Annotated in this window: 13 protein-coding genes and 1 pseudogene; all 14 read left to right on the top strand. The window is 39.0% G+C overall.

Annotated features, from left to right (window positions below; translation table 11 throughout):
* Positions 1 to 57: 57 nt before the first annotated feature.
* Positions 58 to 1,143, top strand: a complete 1,086-nt coding sequence (locus tag NPA36_RS06330; RefSeq protein ID WP_256945281.1) for a D-alanine--D-alanine ligase — start codon at positions 58 to 60, stop codon at positions 1,141 to 1,143.
* A 92-nt stretch (positions 1,144 to 1,235) separates the two neighbouring features.
* A complete protein-coding gene (locus NPA36_RS06335; protein ID WP_256945282.1) occupies positions 1,236 to 2,630 on the top strand; it encodes a UDP-N-acetylmuramoyl-tripeptide--D-alanyl-D-alanine ligase in 1,395 nt (464 codons plus the stop codon).
* A gap of 503 nt (positions 2,631 to 3,133) precedes the next feature.
* Entirely contained in the window at positions 3,134 to 4,651 is a 1,518-nt protein-coding gene (locus NPA36_RS06340) for a DEAD/DEAH box helicase (RefSeq protein WP_256945283.1), read from the top strand.
* A 343-nt stretch (positions 4,652 to 4,994) separates the two neighbouring features.
* The gene (locus NPA36_RS06345) at positions 4,995 to 5,375 is read left to right on the top strand and encodes a hypothetical protein (RefSeq protein WP_256945284.1); all 381 of its coding nucleotides are present in this window, start codon (positions 4,995 to 4,997) and stop codon (positions 5,373 to 5,375) included.
* A 108-nt stretch (positions 5,376 to 5,483) separates the two neighbouring features.
* Positions 5,484 to 5,719 (top strand): annotated as a pseudogene (locus NPA36_RS06350) (thioredoxin family protein).
* An 18-nt stretch (positions 5,720 to 5,737) separates the two neighbouring features.
* Positions 5,738 to 6,127 (top strand): arsenate reductase ArsC, encoded by a 390-nt coding sequence (locus tag NPA36_RS06355; RefSeq protein WP_256945285.1) that lies wholly within the window; start codon positions 5,738 to 5,740, stop codon positions 6,125 to 6,127.
* Positions 6,128 to 6,745: 618 nt separating this feature from the next.
* Complete coding sequence (locus NPA36_RS06360; RefSeq protein WP_256945286.1) at positions 6,746 to 7,147, top strand: helix-turn-helix domain-containing protein; 402 nt, start codon at positions 6,746 to 6,748, stop codon at positions 7,145 to 7,147.
* A 468-nt stretch (positions 7,148 to 7,615) separates the two neighbouring features.
* Positions 7,616 to 7,972 carry a holo-ACP synthase gene (gene acpS, locus NPA36_RS06365; protein ID WP_256945366.1) on the top strand — a complete coding sequence of 119 codons (357 nt, stop codon included), beginning with the start codon at positions 7,616 to 7,618 and terminating at the stop codon, positions 7,970 to 7,972.
* A 32-nt stretch (positions 7,973 to 8,004) separates the two neighbouring features.
* Positions 8,005 to 9,141, top strand: coding sequence for an alanine racemase (gene alr, locus NPA36_RS06370; RefSeq protein WP_256945287.1), 1,137 nt, complete (start codon positions 8,005 to 8,007; stop codon positions 9,139 to 9,141).
* Positions 9,131 to 9,520 (top strand): type II toxin-antitoxin system PemK/MazF family toxin, encoded by a 390-nt coding sequence (locus NPA36_RS06375; protein WP_275978141.1) that lies wholly within the window; start codon positions 9,131 to 9,133, stop codon positions 9,518 to 9,520. Before alr ends, NPA36_RS06375 begins: the two co-directional genes overlap by 11 nt.
* Positions 9,521 to 9,557: 37 nt before the next feature.
* Positions 9,558 to 11,078, top strand: a complete 1,521-nt coding sequence (locus tag NPA36_RS06380; RefSeq protein ID WP_256945288.1) for a helix-turn-helix domain-containing protein — start codon at positions 9,558 to 9,560, stop codon at positions 11,076 to 11,078.
* A gap of 55 nt (positions 11,079 to 11,133) precedes the next feature.
* Positions 11,134 to 11,256 (top strand): hypothetical protein, encoded by a 123-nt coding sequence (locus NPA36_RS06385; protein WP_256945289.1) that lies wholly within the window; start codon positions 11,134 to 11,136, stop codon positions 11,254 to 11,256.
* 415 nt (positions 11,257 to 11,671) lie between these two features.
* Positions 11,672 to 18,673, top strand: a complete 7,002-nt coding sequence (locus NPA36_RS06390) for a ZmpA/ZmpB/ZmpC family metallo-endopeptidase (protein ID WP_256945290.1) — start codon at positions 11,672 to 11,674, stop codon at positions 18,671 to 18,673.
* A gap of 594 nt (positions 18,674 to 19,267) precedes the next feature.
* On the top strand, positions 19,268 to 22,103 hold a 2,836-nt coding region (locus NPA36_RS06395; protein WP_256945291.1), incomplete at its 3' end, for an immunoglobulin-like domain-containing protein.

The raw sequence follows: 22,103 nt of genomic DNA on the forward strand, positions 1-22,103 counted from the left end.
TGCTATACTTACGGATAGGTAAAACGAATGTGCAGTAGCACAACTTGGAGGAATCTAATGAAGATCGTCGTTATCTATGGTGGGAAAAGTGCAGAACATGATATCTCAATCCTAACTGCCTTCTCAATCATAAAAGAAATATACTTTGACTATTATCAAGTACAACCTGTCTACATCACACGCTCAGGCCAATGGTTAAAAGGGGCACCCCTAACTGGACCACTAGCCTTCGAAGAAGCTCTGCCACTAGTAGCTAGCGACAAAGCAGCCTTTGCAACCGAACCCGGTCAAGTATCCACCGGAGTTGAGATCAAACCGTGCGACATAAAAGAAGCAGATACCGTCATTTTCCCAATCCTACATGGACCAAATGGAGAAGATGGCACCATCCAAGGACTGTTTGAAGTTTTGAACATGCCTTATGTCGGTGCTGGCGTACTAGCAAGTGCTTGCGGTATGGATAAAATTGTTAGCAAGTATCTTTTCCAACAAGCTGGCATTCCACAATTGCCTTTCGTACCATTTTCAAAAGCAGAATGGAAACAAAATGCTGAGTTAATATACAGCCGTATCGAAGGGACACTTCTGTACCCAGTATTTGTAAAACCAGCCAATATGGGGTCTAGTGTAGGGATTTCCAAGGCGACCAACCGTGAAGAGTTAACCCAAGCCATCCAAACTGCCTTAAAATTCGACAGACGGATTGTGGTGGAACAAGGGATAGATGCACGTGAAATTGAATGTGCCGTCCTAGGAAATGAAGATGTTAATACGTCTGTCGTCGGTGAAGTCGTGAAAACAGTCGGTTTCTATGACTACAATGAAAAATACATCAACAACACAGTAGAACTGCAAATTCCTGCTCAATTATCAGATGAAGTAGCGCAAAAAGTTCGCAAATATGCAGCTACTGCTTTTAGAGCCATTGACGGAAGCGGCTTGAGTCGTTGCGACTTTTTCCTAACCGAAACCAACGATATTTATATCAACGAAGTCAACACTATGCCAGGCTTCACCAAATTTAGCATGTACCCATTGTTGTGGGAAGAAACAGGGATTAGCTACAAGGATTTGGTGGAAGAATTGATTCAATTAGCCTTAAAACGTTTTGCTGAAAAACAAGAAAATCAAGTAACCGTATAATTGGGAGGCAATCACAACAAGTAGCGTCACACTTGTTGTGATTGCTTTTCCTAGTCTTAAGCAGAAAATATGCAACACATAAAGGAGAAAATATGACAATAGCAAGCATTACAGAAGTGGTAAAGGCTGTAAAAGCCATTGACTACCAAAGCGCACAACGATTCGAAACAATTACCAACGTAGCCTTTGATGCCAGAAAAATTCAAGCAGGGGGACTCTTCGTACCCCTAAAAGGCAATCTTGACGGGCACGATTTTGCCCAACAAGCCCTTGATAACGGGGCTGTGGCCGTACTTTGGAGCCGCACCGACATCCAAGCACCAGACGGCCTATGCACCATCTGGGTTGACGATACCCTACAAGCCTTTCAAGATCTAGCAAAATGGTACCTCAACAAGGTTAAGCCGACTGTTATCGGAATTACCGGTAGCTCAGGGAAAACGACCACCAAAGACATGACCGCTGCCGTCTTGGCGACCACTTATAAGGTCTACAAAACACAAGGCAACTACAACAATGAGATTGGCTTGCCGCAAACTATTTTAGACATGCCAGCCGATACTGAAAAATTGGTTCTAGAAATGGGTATGAGCGAATTCGGGGAGATTGCCTTCCTAAGCAAGTTGGCCAAACCAAGTATTGCGGTTATCAGCATGATTGGCGAATCCCACATTGAAAACCTAGGCAGCCGTCAAGGAATTGCCAAAGCCAAACTAGAAATTCTAAGTGGTTTGGAAAATGGTGGGACTATTATCTACCCAAACAATGAACCGCTCCTAACTTTAGGCGTAGAGCAAGCCACAAACCCTGAAAACCTACATGAAATATCCTTTGGTACTGATAAGTCAGCCGACTTATACGTAACCAGCAGCCAAGTATTTGCCGATCATTCTGATTTCACCTTGGCACAGGCGCCAGAACTAACCTTTACCATCCCGGTCTTAGGTGACTACAATATTCAAAACGCACTAGCAGCCATCGCCGTAGGACAAGTGTGCCAAATACCGTTTGCAGAAATGGCGAGAGGGTTAGCAGACTTTCAATTAACAGCCAACCGAACACAATGGGTTCCAGGAATGAAGGGTAGCCAAATCTTAAATGATGCCTACAACGCTAGCCCAACCGCTATGAAAGCTGTCTTGCAAGCTTTTAGTCAAGTTGACCTAGAAGAAGGAGGACGCCGTATTGCTGTTTTAGGCGACATCCGTGAATTAGGTATCCACTCAGCTGAACTCCATGCCAGCATAGCCGATGCCATAGATCCAGCCGCTATCGACCAAGTCTACCTATACGGCCCAGAAATGCAAGCCTTATATAACCCCCTAGAAGCTACCTTCCCAACCCAACAATTACATTATTTCGCAGAAAACATGGATGACCTAACCCAAACTCTAAAAACAGCCATCCAAAGCCAAGACAAAATCCTAATCAAATCCTCAAACGGAACAGGATTACTAACCCTAGTAGATGCATTAAAAGCAGACTAAATCTTATTGATTCTAGTCCATTCGAGTCTCTGGCTGTAGCGGTCGGAAATAACGGTGTAAAGCACATCGAGCACACAGTAGCTGTTTTGGCTTTAGCCAAATTACAGATACGTAGCCCGGTGAGCTCTGAGACCAAGGCTCAGAGCGGTGCCACCGTTCTGATTTCCGACCGCTACAGCCAGAGACTCGAATCTATGTTAGAAAGTTTTTTCAGCAATTAACCATCAAATAAAGTAACCGCATTCATCGAAAAGCGAAAATATTTCATTTGTAATGAAGCTCAATCCGTGTTATAGTAAAAAATGAGTTGAGAAGTATACAAGTTTATAGATAGAATTCTGGCTTTAGACAACCGTCAAAGCTTAAAAGAAATTTGAGTCTGATTAGCTAGTCTGGAGCCAGTGACGTTCCAGACTTTTCTAATGGATGTTTATGAGTTTAAGGGAGAAACTCCCTTTCTTGGTACAAGAATGTACACTTCTCTACATCAGTAGGAGGAAGAAATGAAATTTAACGAAATGGGACTTGATTCGACCTTATTAGAATCTATCGAAAGAATGGGCTTTGAAGAAGCTACACCAATCCAAGAACAAACAATTCCACTAGCCCTAACCGGACGCGACGTAATTGGACAAGCACAAACAGGTACCGGTAAAACAGCAGCATTTGGCTTACCAATGCTACAAAAAATTGATTTATCAAACCGCAAAGTCCAAGGATTGGTTATCGCGCCAACCCGTGAATTAGCCATTCAAACACAAGAAGAATTGTTCCGCTTAGGAAAAGACAAACGCATCCGCGTACAAGTTGTCTACGGTGGTGCCGACATCAATCGCCAAATCCGTCAATTAAAAGACCAACCACACATCGTTGTTGGAACCCCTGGCCGTCTATTGGACCACATTTCACGCAAAACCCTTCGTTTGGATGCAGTGGAAACATTAGTCCTAGACGAAGCCGATGAAATGTTGAACATGGGATTCTTGGAAGATATCGAAACGATCATCCAAAAAGTTCCAGAAGATCGCCAAACCCTATTGTTCTCAGCAACCATGCCAGCTGACATTAAACGTATTGGTGTCCAATTCATGAAAACACCAGAACACGTAAAAGTGAAATCTAGCGAAATGACAGCTAACCTAATCGATCAATACTTTGTAAAATGTAAAGACTTTGAAAAATTCGATGTGATGACTCGTTTATTTGACGTACAAACACCAGAATTAACCATCGTTTTCGGACGTACCAAACGTCGTGTTGATGAATTAGCTCGTGGATTGGAAATGCGTGGTTACCGTGCAGAAGGTATCCATGGCGACCTTTCACAACAAAAACGCATGAGTGTTCTACGCGATTTCAAGAGTAACAACCTAGATATCCTAGTTGCCACAGACGTAGCAGCTCGTGGATTAGACATTTCAGGAGTTACCCACGTTTATAACTACGACATCCCACAAGACCCAGAAAGCTACGTTCACCGTATCGGACGTACAGGCCGTGCTGGACAAGAAGGTATGTCAGTAACCTTCGTAACACCAAACGAAATGGATTACCTACGTGTTATCGAAGACCTAACCAAGAAAAAAATGACACCACTACGTCCACCAACAGAACACGAAGCCTTCAAAGGACAAATCCAAGCTGCTGTGGATCAAGTACCAGATCTGATCAAAGACCTTGACATGGAAAAATTCGAAAAAGCAGTGAAACACTTGCTGAACGAATACCAAGCAGAAGAATTGGTTACAGCTCTACTAAAATCTTTATCAAAAGATGCAGCAGAAATTCCAGTTAAGATTACTCCAGAACGCCCATTGCCAAGCCGTAAAAAATCAGGCGGTTTCAGAGGCAACGGTGGAGGCGGCTCACGCTCAGGTGGCGGTCGCAGCAAAGGCTCATACAATGACCGTCGCAAAGATGGCAACAAAAAAGATGCCAACCGCAAATCATGGAACAACAAAGATGCCAACAAACGTGGCAAAAAAAGCGACAAAGGCTACACTATCCGACACAAAGACTAATTAAAAAGCTAGCTACTCCTAGAGGAAATCCTCTTTTGAGTAGCTAGCTTTTTCAAACCAATCCAAAGTGAAAAAAATAATCATTTTGGGTTAAAGGACTTGCCCTCTTTTGATCTTATTATATAATAAGATCAAGGGAGAATTCATATGAAGTTATTGATTATAGTTATTCTAATAGCAGTTTTGTTGATGTATAGTAAGGACGATAATTAAAGGAGGAATACCAGATGAAAACGTTAGTCTTAGGTATCATCATAATAGGCTTTTTGGTGTGGTATGCGGGGGATGATTAATTTTAGAAGAAAGTACTACAGGTATCTTCTATAAAAAATAGGGGGATAAAATGATAATAAGAGTAAAGGATATAGAGAGCGTCTTAAACTCTGGTATTACTATGTATAAGTTAGCTCAAGAAATAGGCGTGCCAGAAACTGCAATGTCACACTACAAACGAACTGGAAAGATAGAAAATATGACAATCGCTAGAGCTAGTATGTTAATGGAATACGCCGAAAAAATAGGGATAGAGCCAGATAACACGCAAGTAATCGATACAGATAAATTGTATCAATTTATCAAAGAAGAGGGAAGTAAGATAGCTACAGCTAGAAAAGTAGGATTAGCAGATTATACATTAAAAGTCTATACACAAAAAAATGCAGAATTAGAAAACATGAGGTTAAGAGTAGCACTTAAAGTAATGGACTACATCAATTCAAGATAAGGATACAAATAAAAGTATACTATCAAAAAGTTAAAAACTAAAAACTAAAAATTGAGGAAACAACCCAAACGGTAGTACCCTAAAGAATCAGAAAATGGTATCTTCTGTGTGAAGGTTCTTGGCTCAGGTTGTAGGTCTTGTCATAAGTTATATGTAACTGTACAGGAAGCGGTAAAAAAGATGGAACTTGACATTGAGGTGGAATATGTCGCTGGTATGGAAAAGTTGCAAGCTATGGTGTTATGAGTACACCTGTATTTGTGTTGAATGAAAAAGTGGTATCTATGGGTAAAGTGTTAAAGGCAGTAGATGTAGAAAAACTATTTCATAAATTGGGATTCTAAATGCAAGGAGTGAGCATTATGACAAAAAAGAAAAAAGTTGCCTTTATATGTGTTCATAATTCCTGTCGAAGTCAGATTGCAGAAGCTCTTGGAAAGCATTTTGTGTCTGAAAAATATGATTTTTATTCAGCAGGAACTGAGACAAAACCGCAGATAAACCAAGATGCAGTACGTCTTTTGAAAGCGATGTATGGAATAGATATGGAAAAGGGACAATATTCAAAGTTGTTGTCTGAAATTCCAGCAGTGGACATTGTAATTACAATGGGTTGCAATGTGCAATGTCCTTTCCTGCCATGTAGTTATCGTGAAGATTGGGGGCTTGAAGACCCAACAGGAAAAAGTGATGAAGAATTCATCAAAATAATTAAGTTGATTGAAAATAAAATAAAGAATATGGTATTTTAAAAAGCCCAAATCTATTTGAAATCTGAAAAGTTGCAACCATTAAAAAAGCTAGCTACTAATAGAGAAAATCCTCTTTTGAGTAGCTAGCTTTTTCGAACCAATCCAAAGTGAAAAAATAATCATTTTGGGTTAAGGAGGAAATCTACATGAAAGGACTGGCAAAAAGTTTGTAATAAAATAAAAATCATTCTAAGTCATAAAATTGTTCCCTCATAAACCTATCAGGAAAGGGGACGGTGGCACCGCCGTAGACCTAAGTCTCACTGGCATAGCTGTCTTGTCTAGCTTGAAAAAGTGTAATACTTTAACTGTAGCTAACAAAGCGAACGGAATATCGACTAAAAACTATGAATCTGTTATACTAATCTCAGAGAAAGTCGTACAGGCAGAACAGGCCAAAACTGTTCCATAAGGTAAGGCGACTTTCTTTTTTTGTGCCTAAATTTTGACTAATCATAGTTTTTTTCTTTTTTGGTTTAAAATTTTTAATCAATTGCTTTTGTTGAGAGCTTTATTTTTCTTAAAAAAGATGACAGTTAAACTGGTATTTAGTTAATTCTAGTTTAGCTGTCATCTTTTTTAAGAAAAAATAGAGTATATTAGAAAGGGAGGGATGATATGTTTGGTGTTAAGGTAAGGAAAATGAGAAAGGAGAAAAATTTAAGGCAGTCAGATTTAGCAGAGATTTTGTCAGTGTCACGAAGTGCGGTTTCAAATTGGGAAAACAATAAAGGTTATCCCGATATATTGACTATCATTGAAATTGCTAATTATTTTAATGTGTCTTTAGATTATTTGCTAAAGGAGGATGTAGACATGGTCAGTCGATTAGATTCAGAAATTAAGAAAGGACGATTCTTTTTTAAATGGTATATAGAACTATTCCTTTTTATTGCTTCGTTTTTTTGTGTTTCTTTTTTGATGAACACAATACTTAATTTGGAATTTAATGTTGTCAGTGAGTTGTTTGTAGGTATAGTATTTTATTTTGTTTATAAGTGGCTTGATAAACGAAAGTAGGTTAAAATTTTTGGGAATTCTTGTCTGCTAAGTAGATAGTAGGATGAATTTCTAGAATAAAATAACGTTAATTTATTAGACGAAAACCACCTCTTTTTGGGGTGGTTTTTAACTTGTTGAAAGCACATGTCTTCTTGATCGTTTTCAAAATTAGTATTGATTAAAAAATTACCTCAAGCCGAGTATTTTTTTTAAAGGAATTGAGCTTCACTCAAAAATTAAACATTTTGACATTGAATCGCAGTGAAATCCGGTCTTGTTTTCTTTTGCCGAGAACCCTTTTGTGTTTAGGAATAGCTTTTATTCTTTCTGGGTCCATCATATTTTTAGACAAAATCATATCTAAAAAACCCATTTCACATAAAAATGCTACTCTTTCTTAATCATTCTGTTACAGACGGAGCTGCTGGGATTTGTTAAAATGAAAAAGGTACCATTTACAACTAGGATGAAAAGAGGGTGAGCGAGATGATTATTGGCTTGGGCATGGATGCCATTGAGCTAGACCGAATTAAGAATGCACAAGAGAAACGGGAAACCTTTGCTGAGCGTGTGCTAACAAAAAGTGAGTTAGAAGTCTTTAACAACTATCAAGGGCACCGACAAATGGAGTATCTAGCAGGACGCTTCGCCGCTAAAGAGGCCTTTGCCAAGGCTTTCGGAACAGGAATCGGCAAAGAAGTCAGCTTTCATTCGATCGAGATTGCCTCTGACGCTAAAGGGAAGCCTTTTATCAAAACTAGTCCCTTCAAACAAGGTAAAGCCCACCTGACCATCACCCATACACGAACAGACGCCTACGCAGTGGTCATGCTTGAAGACTAAAATACATAATACAATAGAAGGAAAGTGAAAAAATGGTTGTTGCCAAACACCGAAATACCTATGTAACAGTAGACTTACAAGTCATTCGGGATAATATTAAACATAAAATTGCGCAAATGAATCCTGATCAAGAACTTTATGCCGTAGTCAAAGCGAACGCCTATGGCCACGGGATGATTCCAGTCGCCAAAGCTGCTCTAGAAGCCGGAGCAAGTGGTTTTTGTGTGGCCGTTTTAGACGAGGGGTTAGCTTTGCGGCAAGCAGGCTTTACCCAGCCTATACTGATTTTAGGCGCAAGCCGTCCGGAAGATGCAGCCCTATTAGCACAAAACACGCTATCAGCAACCGTCCCCCATTTAAAATGGCTACAAGAAGCTGTTGACCATTTGACGGTGGAAAAAGTGACAGAACCACTCTTGATTCACATAGCGCTAGACACTGGTATGGGGCGGATTGGACTAAGAAGTGGCGACCAAGTTGTGGAAATGGAAGACTACATTAGCCGTCATCAAGATATTTTGGCGCTGGAAGGGGTATTTACCCACTTTGCCAAGGCAGATAGCGCCGACCAAGAACATGTAAAAGGGCAAGTCGAGACCTTTAAACAACTCTTGACCTTCTTTAAACAAATGCCGAAACAAGTACACTGCTCCAACTCTGCTTGGGCAATCTGGCATGAATTGGGATTTTCTCCAATAGTACGCTACGGAATCGGGATTTATGGCATTAATCCTTCAAACGGAGAACTAGCTCTCCCGGAATCTGAGCACCTAAAACCAGCACTAAGATGGGACACGGAGATGGTTCAAGTCAAGCTACTGCCAAAGGGAGCCACCATTTCATACGGGGCTACCTATACCTGCCCTCAGGATGAGTGGATTGCTACTTTGCCAGTTGGTTATGCAGATGGCTGGCTTCGTTCTTATCACAAACTATCAGTGTTGGTGGAAGGAATCCTATGCCCGATTGTCGGTAGAGTCTGCATGGATCAGTGTATGATTCGCTTGCCTAAAGAGTTTCCAGTCGGAACAAAAGTCACCCTAATTGGAACCAATGGCGACAAAGAAATCACAGCAGAAGATGTTTCACAATCTAGCGAAAGTATTGGCTACGAAGTTCTTTGCCTAATCGGAGAACGCGTGCCTAGAGTATATATTAATGAAAGTTGAGTTGAAGCGCATGAAAAATAATCAAGATTCACCAGAAAGAATCAGACGTGGCGATGTCTACGTGGCAGACCTTTCTCCAGTAATCGGATCAGAACAAGGCGGCAAACGTCCTGTTTTAATCATACAAAATGACATTGGTAACTATTACAGCCCGACCGTTATTATTGCTGCTATTACAGCTAAAAGCGAAAAAACAGATTTACCCACCCATATAGAAATCAAAGAGAATCAATTCAATTTTAACCGTGCATCCGTTATCCTTCTGGAACAAGTTCGTACTATAGACAAATCTCGTCTTTTGGAGAGGATTACACACATAGAAGAAGATGTTATGACAAAAGTAGACGAAGCTCTAGCCATTAGTTTAGGCTTAAATTAATTTCTAAGCCTCTATACTGAAGAAAGGGGCGCAATTCATGAATTTCCAAACGGCTATTAAAATACTATGCCAATTGACCCAGATTAAGGTGGCAGATTTAGCCCAAGCTATCAATTATGATCGCAGCATTGTATCCAAATGGAAGAACGGACAACGCTTACCCTCACGCAAAAATTATAAGCGGATTATCAGGCAATTGAGTTATTGCTTTACCAAAGTCATTGTTGCAGAGCAAATTGAGGATCAATTAAAAGGGTTATGTCAAGTTCAAGTGACCCTACGTAATAAGGTCGAGGTTCAAGAAACCATTGCTGATATACTTGAATTGGCCTACTACCAATCTGAGACTGAATTCGAGACAAAGGGAACCTATGATGAAGATTTTCAAAGTTTTGTTGCTGCTGCTATTACAGAAGTTGTCACAGACATAAGAAAAATGACAGAATTCTGCAAGGAACAATTTTTGGATAGAATTGCTAAAAGTGATGAGGATGTTGATATTTATTCAACGGTCAATCTATCTATGCTTGTCGAAGTCTTACTTTCTACCCTGAAACATGTAGCCTTTAAGAAAAATAGAAAAGTGGTCTTACACGTAGCAGTTAAGCAAAATGATTTATTAGAACTGACAAATCACTCCTTTTATTTGTTCACCAAGCTGATGTTGACAAGCTCTTATATTGATATCCAATTGTACATGTATCAAGACCAGCCTTTGGATGAATTCCTCTATATTTCAGGAGACTGTATTGGGTGGGTGATGACAACCAAATCTGGAATGCCAAGCCTGATTTATTCTCAATCACAACAATTGGGGCAATACTTATTTGACCAGAATGCTTCTGTTTTCAATTCGGCCACCAATCTGGTTGAGGTGTTTGACCACAAGCAGGAGGGTGACAATATCTATCCCATGACTCTTCCGTCTAAAAAATTTCTTTTATCTGGCTTTATCAGTGACTATTTTTTTCCTAAAGCTGTTCTAGACTATATAAAGGGAAACTTAGAAACTCCGGTAACGGTCCAGTCAGCTAAGCAGTTAGATGAATTTTATGAGGAGTGGGAACAAAAAGTCTTTGCCAATGACTTCCATCTTGTCATTACCAAGGTGGCCTTTATCCACTTTATTAGAACAGGACACATACAAGTTGATGGGCAGCTCTTTAAAATACCCCATACCTATAAAATTTATTTACTAAGAAGGTTCTGGAACGATATTTTATCCAAAGAAAGGATGCATGTTTATATCATTGATAATGAAGAACAGGGTGACTCTACCAGCCAAATGAATGTCTCCATACTCTTCACTGAAAGTAGTGTCAGCTATTTTAAGGACATAGAAAATACTGGGCACCAAATGTATCGTCAATATAGTATCCGACAACCTGTTATAGTAAAAGATTTGTATGGAAAAATGGATAGCTTTGTCCAAACGTTTGAACAAAATAAGCTTGTTGTTAAGGATTTTAAAAAAGTCAATGGATTTATTGACGGCTTAGAAATGAGCCCAAACAAACACCTGTCCAGCAATCAAATAGCTTCGTATTTAGAGTTTTGATAGAACGAGGCATAATGAATAGAGTAAGAATTAACTAAAATAAGGAGTGGGGATAATGGAAGGTTATATGACTGATAAGCAGTTTAATGAAGTACTTAGCACGATATTGGTGATATTAGAAAATTCAGAAACTGTTGATGAGGCTATAGAAAAAATAGAAACTCAATTCATGAAGTAGGTTTGTCTAGAAGTAGTTTAACGTTTTGTTTACGTAAAATTTGAGCGAACGTCCCTTTATTCATTTAAACCAATCTCTAGTTAACGAGTCTCCAGATAGGGGTCAGAAATAAAAGTAGTGATACGCCATGAGTCTTTGTCTCATGGGCCAACTGTTATTTCTGACCAATCATCTGGAGGCTCTTTATGTTTGGAATGGAGTGAATTGATAAGGAGTTTAGTAAAATGTTTACTGTGTTGTAAGATATATAGTTTAACAAATCGTTTCACTTTCCCTTTTTGATTTCCGATTCTTTTTGCAAATTTAATCAGGTTTTAAGTAAATAATTTTGTAAAGCACTATGAATAGGCTTTATAACCATGTTATAGTAATGTAGAGAAATTATTTACAGATTAGGTGGAAGGAGATGTGTTGTTTGAAACTATTGAGAAAATCTAAGGGGAGATGGATTGCAGTTTCAGCTAGTTTGATGCTTGCTATTGGCTTAGCTAGTGGGACGGTTTTTGCAGACGAAATTCAGTCTTCGTCAGTAAATGTAGGAATAGAGGAGCAAGTTGGAAGTGTATTGCCTGAAACGCAGGTGCTGCCCGAGAACAAAGAGAAAGGGCAAGCTGATGAGGAACTTAAACCAAAGCAAGCAAGTGGGGAATTGATTGCAGAGGGTGATACTTCGCTTGAGGAAATAGAGAAAAAAGAAGAACTTGCATCAGAATCAGAGCCTGTATTAAAAGAGGAAAAAGATGTTACGCTAGAAAAACTGCCGATAGTAGAAGAAGTTCAGGGAGCAAAACCGCAAGAAAAACTTCACGAAACCAAAAAAGAAGATCCAGTTGATCGAGTAACCAATGAAAAAGCTACTCGAGAGGAGCAGAAAGCAAGTCATAGCAAAGTAACAAATCCTTGGACAGCCAATTCGGTAGACGAAATTCATTCAGAGATTGTTAGACAAGAAGAGTTAGAATTGTCAGAATATGTTATTCAGTGGGGCGATACGCTGAATAGAATTTCACGTGTTACAGGAACAAGTGTCGATGAATTGGTAAGTTTGAATCAGATTGCTAATAGAGATTTAATCTACACAGGTAACCTATTAAAAGGCATTCTTTATCGAGTAAGACCTGGATCGAACCAACCAAGACCTGTCCTTGATACCGGCCAACAACCAACAAATCAGCCTGTTATTAAGGGGGATGTCCCTTCTAATCCGGAAGTGCCCAAAGAACCAAATCAGGTAGACAAGGAAACGGCAGAGGTAGAATTACCAAATTCAGGGCACATTGAAGAAGTTTTACCACCTGAAAAAGAAGAGCCCGAAAAAGAAGAACCTAAAAACGAGGAACCAAAAAAAGAAGACCCCGAATTGGATATTGACCCAACCGGTGATTCAACGAATACCGATGTAGATATCACATTCCCGGAAGAAGAAGCAAATCCTGTACGGCCAAATGAACCAAATTCTGAAGAACCTATTGAACCTGAAAAGCCTATTGAAACAATAGAGCCAGATAAGGACCCAGAAAAGGAACCTAATGAAGAACTAGAGCAACCAACCGTAACGGAAGAACCAAAACAGCCGGAAACCCCAGAACAGCCAGAAACCCCAGAACAGCCAGAAACCCCAGAACAACCAGAACAACCAGAACAACCAGAACAACCAGAACAACCAGAACAACCAGAACAACCAGAACAACCAGTTATTCAGCGTGAAAAACAAGTTTACAAAATCCTTGAGGAGCCATTTACCGAGGAGATTGTAGAGGATCCAGAGAGCTATAGTGATTTCTCAGAACTTATCCAAGTTGGGCAAGCTGGGAAAAGACAAGTTTTTCAAGAAGTAACAATCGTTAATGGAGTGGTTGACGCAACTCAAACGAAGGTGTTAGAAGAAACAGAATTGATTGCTGAGATGAAACCTCAAATCACACGTGTTGGAACTAAGCCTATAGTTACGACGGAGACATTGGTAGAAGAAACTCCTATTCCATATATGGTTAAAGAAGTGTCTTCAGATAAGCTCTTGTTAGGAACAAGAAATATTCTTCAAAAAGGGGAAGAAGGGCTTACAGAAACAAGCTATATCGTTACCAAGCATAAAGGGATAGAAGTTAGTAGAGAAGTTTCTAAACAGGTGATTAAAAAAGAAGCTGTCCATCAATTGATAGAACTCGGAACAGCCAGTCTAACACTTAAAACAGCAACAATTGATTCTCCATATGCCCATACCTTAGAAGGTAGCTCAACTATTTATCTAGATAAAGGACAACCGTTTGACGTGATCATGACTATGGATGATTTAGGTCATCCAATAGATTCTGTTGAGATAAATGGTCAAAAGCATGGGCTACGAAAGGAAAATGATAACTATATCATTTCTATGGATTCATCGACTTTGTCGCAAGAAACACTTTTAGAGATTCGGCAACTGATTTTAGCTGATGGACAAGCCTTCGCTGTTCAAAAGGACCTACATCTGATTGTCATCAAAGAAGCGCCTCTAGCTAAGCAGCTGGATCTAGAGCAAACAGAAGACCATTTTGACTTACTAGTAGAACTTCAAGATTTAGATGGTGCCATCAAAAATAAGAGTCAACTAGTGGTAACAGATAACTTAGGAAATTCTGTCCTAGAACAAGAGATTAGCCATGGTATTAATCGAGTGAGGATAAAACGTGACCTTGCAGAAGCCTATTCTTGGAGCCTTATAGCCGATATTGTAAGGGCTGACCACGCGGCTTACCACCAAGAAAACAAAGAACTGGCTTCTGGTAAAATTGAGAATGTCTTACAAGTTCTTGAGTACAAAACTATTACAGGAATCACTTTCTTACAGGATGTTGACATCACTTATCCAGGACCTGACAATCTTAAAGGAACCATAGTTAAAGCTAGTGATAGATTAGACGTCAATGATTTGCGCCCAGAAAAATATATTGCCAACATTGCTCTTAAAGATAGTCCTAACCGAATGAGCAAGATTAAAGAGTTTAAACGTTCTGGTGACCGTATCTCTATCGTGTTTGACCAAGATAATACTGTTTATTATGAGGATGGCAAACGAAAAGAAGGTCTTGTTTTAGAGGTAGAGGTTGCAGGAGATGGTAAGGTTAGTCTTATGGACCCTAAGAAAACGCAAGGATTGGACGCTTGGTTGAAAGACCGATTGAATTATGAAGCGGATAAAGCTCTTGTTTATGACAATCTTCATCATTTTATGCCGTATTATGACGCTAGCAACTTGATTCATCATGCCAAAACCATAGACGCTAGTACTTTATTAGCTAGCAACAAAGTCATGTCAGTTATGGGGTTGACCTCAGAAGGGAAACTAGTCAACTACCTAGAGCAAGGAGCGGAAAATCGACTTGACAAAGTACAGATTAATTACGAAGATAACCGCAAGGAAATTGTAGATGTTACCTTTAACAAACGACTGAATGACATTGCCATCTACCATATTCCAAATCTGAACATGCCTTATCAATTTGATAAATATGTCTTACGTTCGGATGTGGCTTTGGTTAATACCTTGACAGAACAGATGAAAGCTTTAGATAACGACGAATTACTAAAAGATCGTCAAAACAATGGAACTAGAATGGTTCTTTTGAGAAATCTAGAACAATTAAATCCAAAGGTAGAATCCTATATTAAGGGATTCCTAGCTGCTAATTCAGAGTACAATGTCTCTTTTGAAAGTCCTATTATCGAAAAAAATCTGGAATCAATGATGGCAGTTCGCCTTCCAGAGATAAAATACTTCTTTAACTATGTGGATCGTTTCTTCAATGTTGATTTTAGAGGTATAAACTTAGCGGATATTGTTCTTTCACACAATGACTTCTTTGGTAAGAAGGATGATTCAACAACCTTGAGCAGTATGGAACGTTTTATTAAAGGAACGCCTCGTTCAGAATGGGGATATATTAGCTGGGGAAGAGATGGCAATAATACCAACCGTGTCTATGATGCCACTTTCAGGGATAACTTAGGTGTTGCTTCGGTAGGGGATTTGATAGAAAAAGTTGTGGCTCTTCAGTACCCTGAATTTAAGGGAGATATGAATGAGTGGTTTAAAGCGACCTATAAGGGAATAGCGCTTGAACCAACTCGTCAAAATCTAGGAGACCATGTCAATATTAAGGTATGGAACCAATTAAGACGTTACAGAGGCGATAATTTCTTACTGCCAGTCTTTACTATGCCAACTGACCAGCTATACATCTTAAGCATGCCAACTCAGATTGCTTTTGGTTCCATAGACACCTATCTGAATTTTGAGCAAAAAGACTACGATGCAAGAGATAGATCGCCGGAAAACATTGAGAAATTAAAGAAAAAAATGGTAGATTACGCTAACCAAGCTTCGATCTTCTATGAAGCTTTTACTAAAATAAATCCAGAAATGAGTCAAAATTTACCGGGTAGTTTGGTTGGGAACTTTGATAAGAACTATTCCTTTGGTCAAGCTCACGAGGCGGATACCGCTAAGGATGCAGTTATTAGTGATCTCTTCCAAATGTTTGGCACCACACCAGCTCAAAATGGTTCAGGTGCTTATGCAGATGGATCAAACACTTATTGGGTTTTCTACAGAATGTTAGATGCTTATTTTGTTCTAACCCATGAATCGACTCATAACCAAGAAGGTTGGCTATTCTTTAATAAGCTTGGTCGACGAGATGGAATGGGAGCGGAAGACTTTGCCCAAAATCTATTAGAACAGTCATTGGAAGCTACGTCACTGCCAGTTAATCTTTCCTACGACTTGAAGAAAGAGGATGACTATTCTACAAACTATACGTTAGAGCGAATTGATTCACCTGAGAAGTTTGCTGATTTTTATAAGAAGATGTTTGAGACGATCTACACGTTAGACTACCTTGAGGCACAGGCTTTCTTACAATTGTCGAGTGAGCAACAAAGCGCACTGGTCTTCCAGATGTATTATCCAGATGGGAATGATCATTCGACTTCTGCGATTAAGAGGGTGACTGCACAGGAAATAGAGGCAATGAACCTAAAAGATATTAATGATCTAGTCACTAACAATCTCATGCTTCGTCCTGGACACGGGCCTAAAACATTTGAGAAGAATACCTATGGCGGCTCTAGTATCAACGATAGCTACTGGTCACAAGCCTATAATCCAAATGGCTCAGGTGATGGGACAACCTTTAAATACTTTGCCTACCAAATGGCTGGAGAATCTGGCTACGATGGCTTCTTGTCTGTAGTATCCGGTAATCGCTCAGACCTTGCTGCATTAAAAGCTGCAACGGGGAATGAGGAGATAGATTTTGAAAGCTTTAAAAAAGAAAAATATACTGCTGTTCAAGAAAAGTTGTTGAGGGTTGCTACCATAGATTCTGCTGCTATTATTGCCTTGTTTAAAGAAACCATGCTCAAGGATGCAGCTAGAAGCAATAGCACCAATCTTACAGACACCTTGAATTTACGCTTCATGCTCTACTATAACTTGAAACGAGTTAGTGATGACTTCAGAGCAGGGCCTGTAGTAAATGTAGACAGCATCGCAATTGATACAGCAAGTGACTTCTTGTCAAAAGTAAAAGCTAATCCAATGGGAAGGTACCATTTGAATGCGGACTTAGACTTTGGGCAAGAAACAGCTGTTAATAGCTACATTGAGTCTGTCTTTAGAGGACAATTGGATGGTAAAAACCATAAGATTAGTGGTTTGTCTGCACCATTGTTCGATGAGGCTAAACATGCGATTTTCAAAAATGTGCAATTAGTAGATGTTCTGATTAACAAAGATAACGACCGACAAGGTGCTTTAGCCAAAACGATTAATCATTCAATTCTTGACAATGTTCATGCAGCAAATGTCACGATTAATAGTAAGGGTAGGTATATTGGTGGTCTCGTAGGAGTTACGAATTACTCATTTATTAGTAACAGTTCGGCAGATACAAAACTGGATATTATCAGTTCGCATGTTGGTGGTCTAGTGGGCGAAGCAGCAAGAACCTACTTTAAAAATGTAGCCGTGACAGGACAAGTACGTGGCAGCCAATACCATATTGGAGGGCTGGTTGGACTTTCACGTGATGGAAGTGTGATTGAAAACGCATTTTCAAGTGCAACTGTAAGAGGGAACTATGCTGAAAGTACTGCTGGATTGCTTGGATCGAGCTCAAATACTAGTTTAAAAAATAGTGTGTCTGTCTCAAAAGGACAACTAGGTTACAAGCTGGTCGGTTCAGAATCATCCTTCCAAAACTATAGTGGTAACTATGTATATTCTAAGACGAATCTTACTTCCGATACGAATAGACTAGGGGTTGTGTCAGATCAAATCAAAGAGATTAGTGACCAAGAGTTAACTAGCCAAGATTTTTACAAACAACTTTTTGGTGTAGATGTAACCTTGTGGGATTTAAGTTCGGTAGAGAATGGACAGGCTCCTAAGCTCTTGAGTGGACCAGATTTAGGTTCAGAATCTATCCTAGTAATCCCTATTCAAATATCTACGGTTGAAGAACTCTTGAATATTTCAGGTGACCCAAGTAATAACTATAAATTGGTAGCGGATATTGATGTGCTATCCGCAAAAGATGCTAGTTCTAATGCGCTTATCCAAAACTTTACAGGTGTCTTTGATGGCAATGGCTATCGCGTCTTGAATCTTGATAGAGCCTTATTTAATCTATTACAAGGAAAAGTGAGCAACGTAACTCTGGAAAAAGCTAACCTTCAAAAAGGACACAACAAGAATATCGGTGCTTTAGCCAACACCGCCAGGTCTGCGCAGATTGAAAAAGTTAACTTGCTTGATGTAACTGTAAGTGGTCGTGAGGCCATTGGAGCTTTAGTTGGCTATGCTGAAGATAGTTCCTTCAAAGAAATTGAAGCCAGAAATCTCTCTGTAGATGGCTACCACTATTATGTAGCTGGCTTAATCGGTAGAATGATTGGCGGTCGCTTAGAAGATGTTTATGCATCAGGAACAGTCAAAGTGGAATCTACTCATGATGGCGGACTTGTTGGTGGTGCGGCGAACACAGTCATATTGGATAGAGTAGCATCCTCAGTTGATGTTCTATTATTAAATGAAAGAGATTCTCGTAAAAGAATAGGATCTATTGTAGGGGCTGCAGAAGGACATCAAGATTTGACCATAACGAATACAGTTGCTTTAGGAAATGTTGACCCTAGAACTTATCAATTTATAGGGGAAACTTTTAACCCAAGTCAAATTACCAATTCATACCATTTAATGACGCAAGGGATTATTAATCCAATTAATCAAACAAGTCCAGTAAGTACGCAGATAACTGTAGAAAACAGTAAACGAACTGAGTTTTATAAAGACTCCGTGAAACTACAATCGGCTTTTTGGACAGAAGATAGATTAAAACAATTAGTGATGGATGCTGAGGCGAAGTTAGCCTAGATAAGGGATCCTTACCGGGTTACATCTGTTATTAATATACAAAAAATCTGTAGATAGTTTTATTAGAAATCCAAATAGTTTTGGTAGAAATGCTGAATCTGTTATTTCTATAAAAACCATCTACAGATTTTTTGCTTACTAGCGTTGCCGGATGGTCAAAGTTAGAATTTACCACTTAGTTTTTTGTTTGTTTATAAAAGGAATTAGTCATTCGGATTCAGATTTTAGAAAGAGTTTCCTTAAGATATCTTAAGATTAAGTCACTATAAGGTATACCCTTTACAAATGTGTCTATTTAATGTACAGTTGTTGCAATAAGTTATCTTGTTAATGATGTTAATAGTCAAATGAAAGGTGGTAGTGGATGGATGTAAGTATGTTAAAGTGGGTTGAAGAGTATTAGAAGAGGTTTTGAAAACTAGAATCTAAGTTGATAAAGACTGATATTTCACTAAAATTATTGCGTTACTAATGTTTTTGAAAGATAAAAACAACCCATTTTAAAATTTGGTAATACAATAAAAATCTATGGTCAAATTGTTATAGCTAATGTAGGAAATAGTTGTTTGGTTATCAGAAAAGGAGCGAAGGTCTATGAAGGATAATAATCTAATCAGGCGATACTCAATTCGGAAATTAAGTACAGGAGTTGCTTCGGTATGTATGGGGTTGTTTTGTATAGTAGGAGGAACGGTATATGCTGATGAAGTGGGTACCGTTACGACAGCTGATACAGTACTTGTTGAAGAAACAGTTGATTCTGAAAAAACAGAAGAAGCAAGTAAAGAAAAAATCGATAATCTGGAGAAATCAGTAGTAGAAGACAGCGAAACATCTACTGAAACTGATATGCTGCCAGAAGTAGCTACGTTTTCGGAAACTAATGAGGTCGCTAGATCAGTGTTAGGTGAGAACAAAATAGCACAAGCAGTTGTCCTTTCGGTAACGAATGCTATAACAATAGAAGAGGGAACTACTTTAAACCCTAGAGCTCTAATCGATATTGCCTCAATTGATGGAATCAACGCTAGTAGTCAAGTGGTTGTAACAGGAAGTGTTGATAAAGATACGGCAGGAATTTATGGGGTAACCTATACATTGACAGCTGAAGATGGAACAGTACAAACAGCAACAGCTCAAATAACTGTTGTATCAACACAAGGCGACAATTTTTTAGAGACAGATCGTAACTATTATGAAGATGCGACCATAGATAAATCATGGCTGGATATAAAAATAAAAGATTCTGTTGCTGCAAATGTGCTAACTAATTTAACAAACTCTGCGGCGAAGGGGTTAATTCAATATCAAGATGGAATGACTTATAATGAATTTTATTTAGCAAACAACCTTTCTCCAGAGGACCAGTTTTCAAGGAATAATGGAGATGCTGTCAAATTGCCTGATGGGACGGCTAATCTAATTAATACGCATTCAAGGTTTGATATCACTCAAGTGGTGCCTGCAAATTTAATACAAAGAATTTCAGGAGTTCCTAATAGTATATACGCAAATACCTACTTTAGTCGCCTGACAGCAGGTAATCCAACGGTGAAATACTCAGAACTTGGGGTAGCAGCAAAACCAGATGTGTATGGTTACGGTGAGAATGGAACTGTCAATGATTATATGCTAACTGGTGAGAATAATATCGTTATTCCAACACGTTACAATCAGAATCGTGAGGACATATGGCTGACGCTTCGAGGTGGAATGTATGCAACTAAAGGGACACAAGCATATTTAACTGCTATTGATCAAGATGGCAATCATGTGTTAGGTAAGGATGAAAATGGAAAATACTACTTGAATACCATTACAACACTAGGAACAACTCCTAACGGTTATTCTAAGTTAGGATTTTTAGGTAAATTAGGATTGACAAGCGCAATAGGAACAGCAAATAGACAATTAAATGATGTTAGTATTGAGGATTTCAACCGTTATCTCAATGAGAATTTAAGAACTTTGCAAAATACATCAGGAGCTCAATCAATCGCTCCAAAGTTTGGTGGGCAAATTCAGGTCATTGGCTTTTATAGGGATTCTAAGCTAGACGAAAGCTATAAGGCAAATCTAGCTAGTCGTCTTAGTGATTCGGACAATCAAATTGATGTGGTCTATTTTGTGTATGCATCAGGAATAAGTGGGACAAACAGTGCAAACATAGCTGATGTTCCAGTAGAGTACCGTGAAGAACTATATACACGTGCGGGAATCACGAATCCAACATCTACAGATTTACTAAAACTATATGGACCAAATATATCTAAGTTCAAAATAGAAACTACTCGTCCTTTCTTTAGTGATTTTGGGGATTTAGTTACTCCAACTGTCTATGATCCTACTAAAATTGACTTTAATACAGTAATTGGAATGAATAGTTTTGTTCTAAATGACCAAGGTGTAGATCATTCAGGGGATAAGATTGGTATAGATGTAACGAGAGTAAGAGTGCGTGTTAATAATCAATCAACCGCTTTTACACTTGCAGAGCTTGAAAAAGAATTGAATAAAAGTGAATATGCAGGCCAAGTAGTAAATTTAACATATGTCTATGCAGCACCTGACGCTCAAGACAGTATTTTAGGACTACTACCAAATGAAATTGGGAATAATCTAGGAGCCTATGCTGTGCCAATTTCTCGTACTATCACTGTAGTTGGAGCGAGCTTCCAAGAGATTCATGAGTATTTTACTCGTAAAGATGGTAATTTGAATGATTCGCCAGATTCAACAGACACAAGACCGCAAATTGAACGTGATGCAACGAATGAAACAATTCGAACAGTAAAAGATGATACTCCTGATACAGGAACCTTGAAAGGCTATAAGTTTTTTAAAATTATCCAAACGGTTGCTGATTTGGATGGTAGCAATCCAATAAGCACTGAACTTACTTCTGATGGTAGCGAATCAACAATTAACTTTGAAACAGGCAAAAAAATTACCTACACGTATCAATATGTTAGAGATATTGCAACACCTTTACCATTAAACCAAGCGCCAAAAGTGGTAGCGGAAGGCCGTACCATAACCCAAGGTAGCTCTCTAAATATCCGTGATTTACTAGTATCAGCAAGCGACCCAGAAGATGGGAATTACCCATTAGATAGAGTAGAGTTAGTCACAGACGGAGGCTTTACAAGCGAAGTTCCTGGCACATATGCAGTTACCTTCAAAGTAACGGATAACGATGGGGCAAGCAATACCATCACAGTCGAGGTCATCGTTCAGCCAAAGGCTATACCATTAAACCAAGCGCCAAAAGTGGTAGCGGAAGGCCGTACCATAACCCAAGGTAACTCTCTAAATATCCGTGATTTACTAGTATCAGCAAGCGACCCAGAAGATGGGAATTACCCATTAGATAGAGTAGAGTTAGTCACAGACGGAGGCTTTACAAGCGAAGTTCCTGGCACATATGCAG

It is taken from the genome of Granulicatella seriolae, assembly GCF_024543085.1.
Lineage (GTDB): Bacteria > Bacillota > Bacilli > Lactobacillales > Aerococcaceae > Granulicatella > Granulicatella seriolae.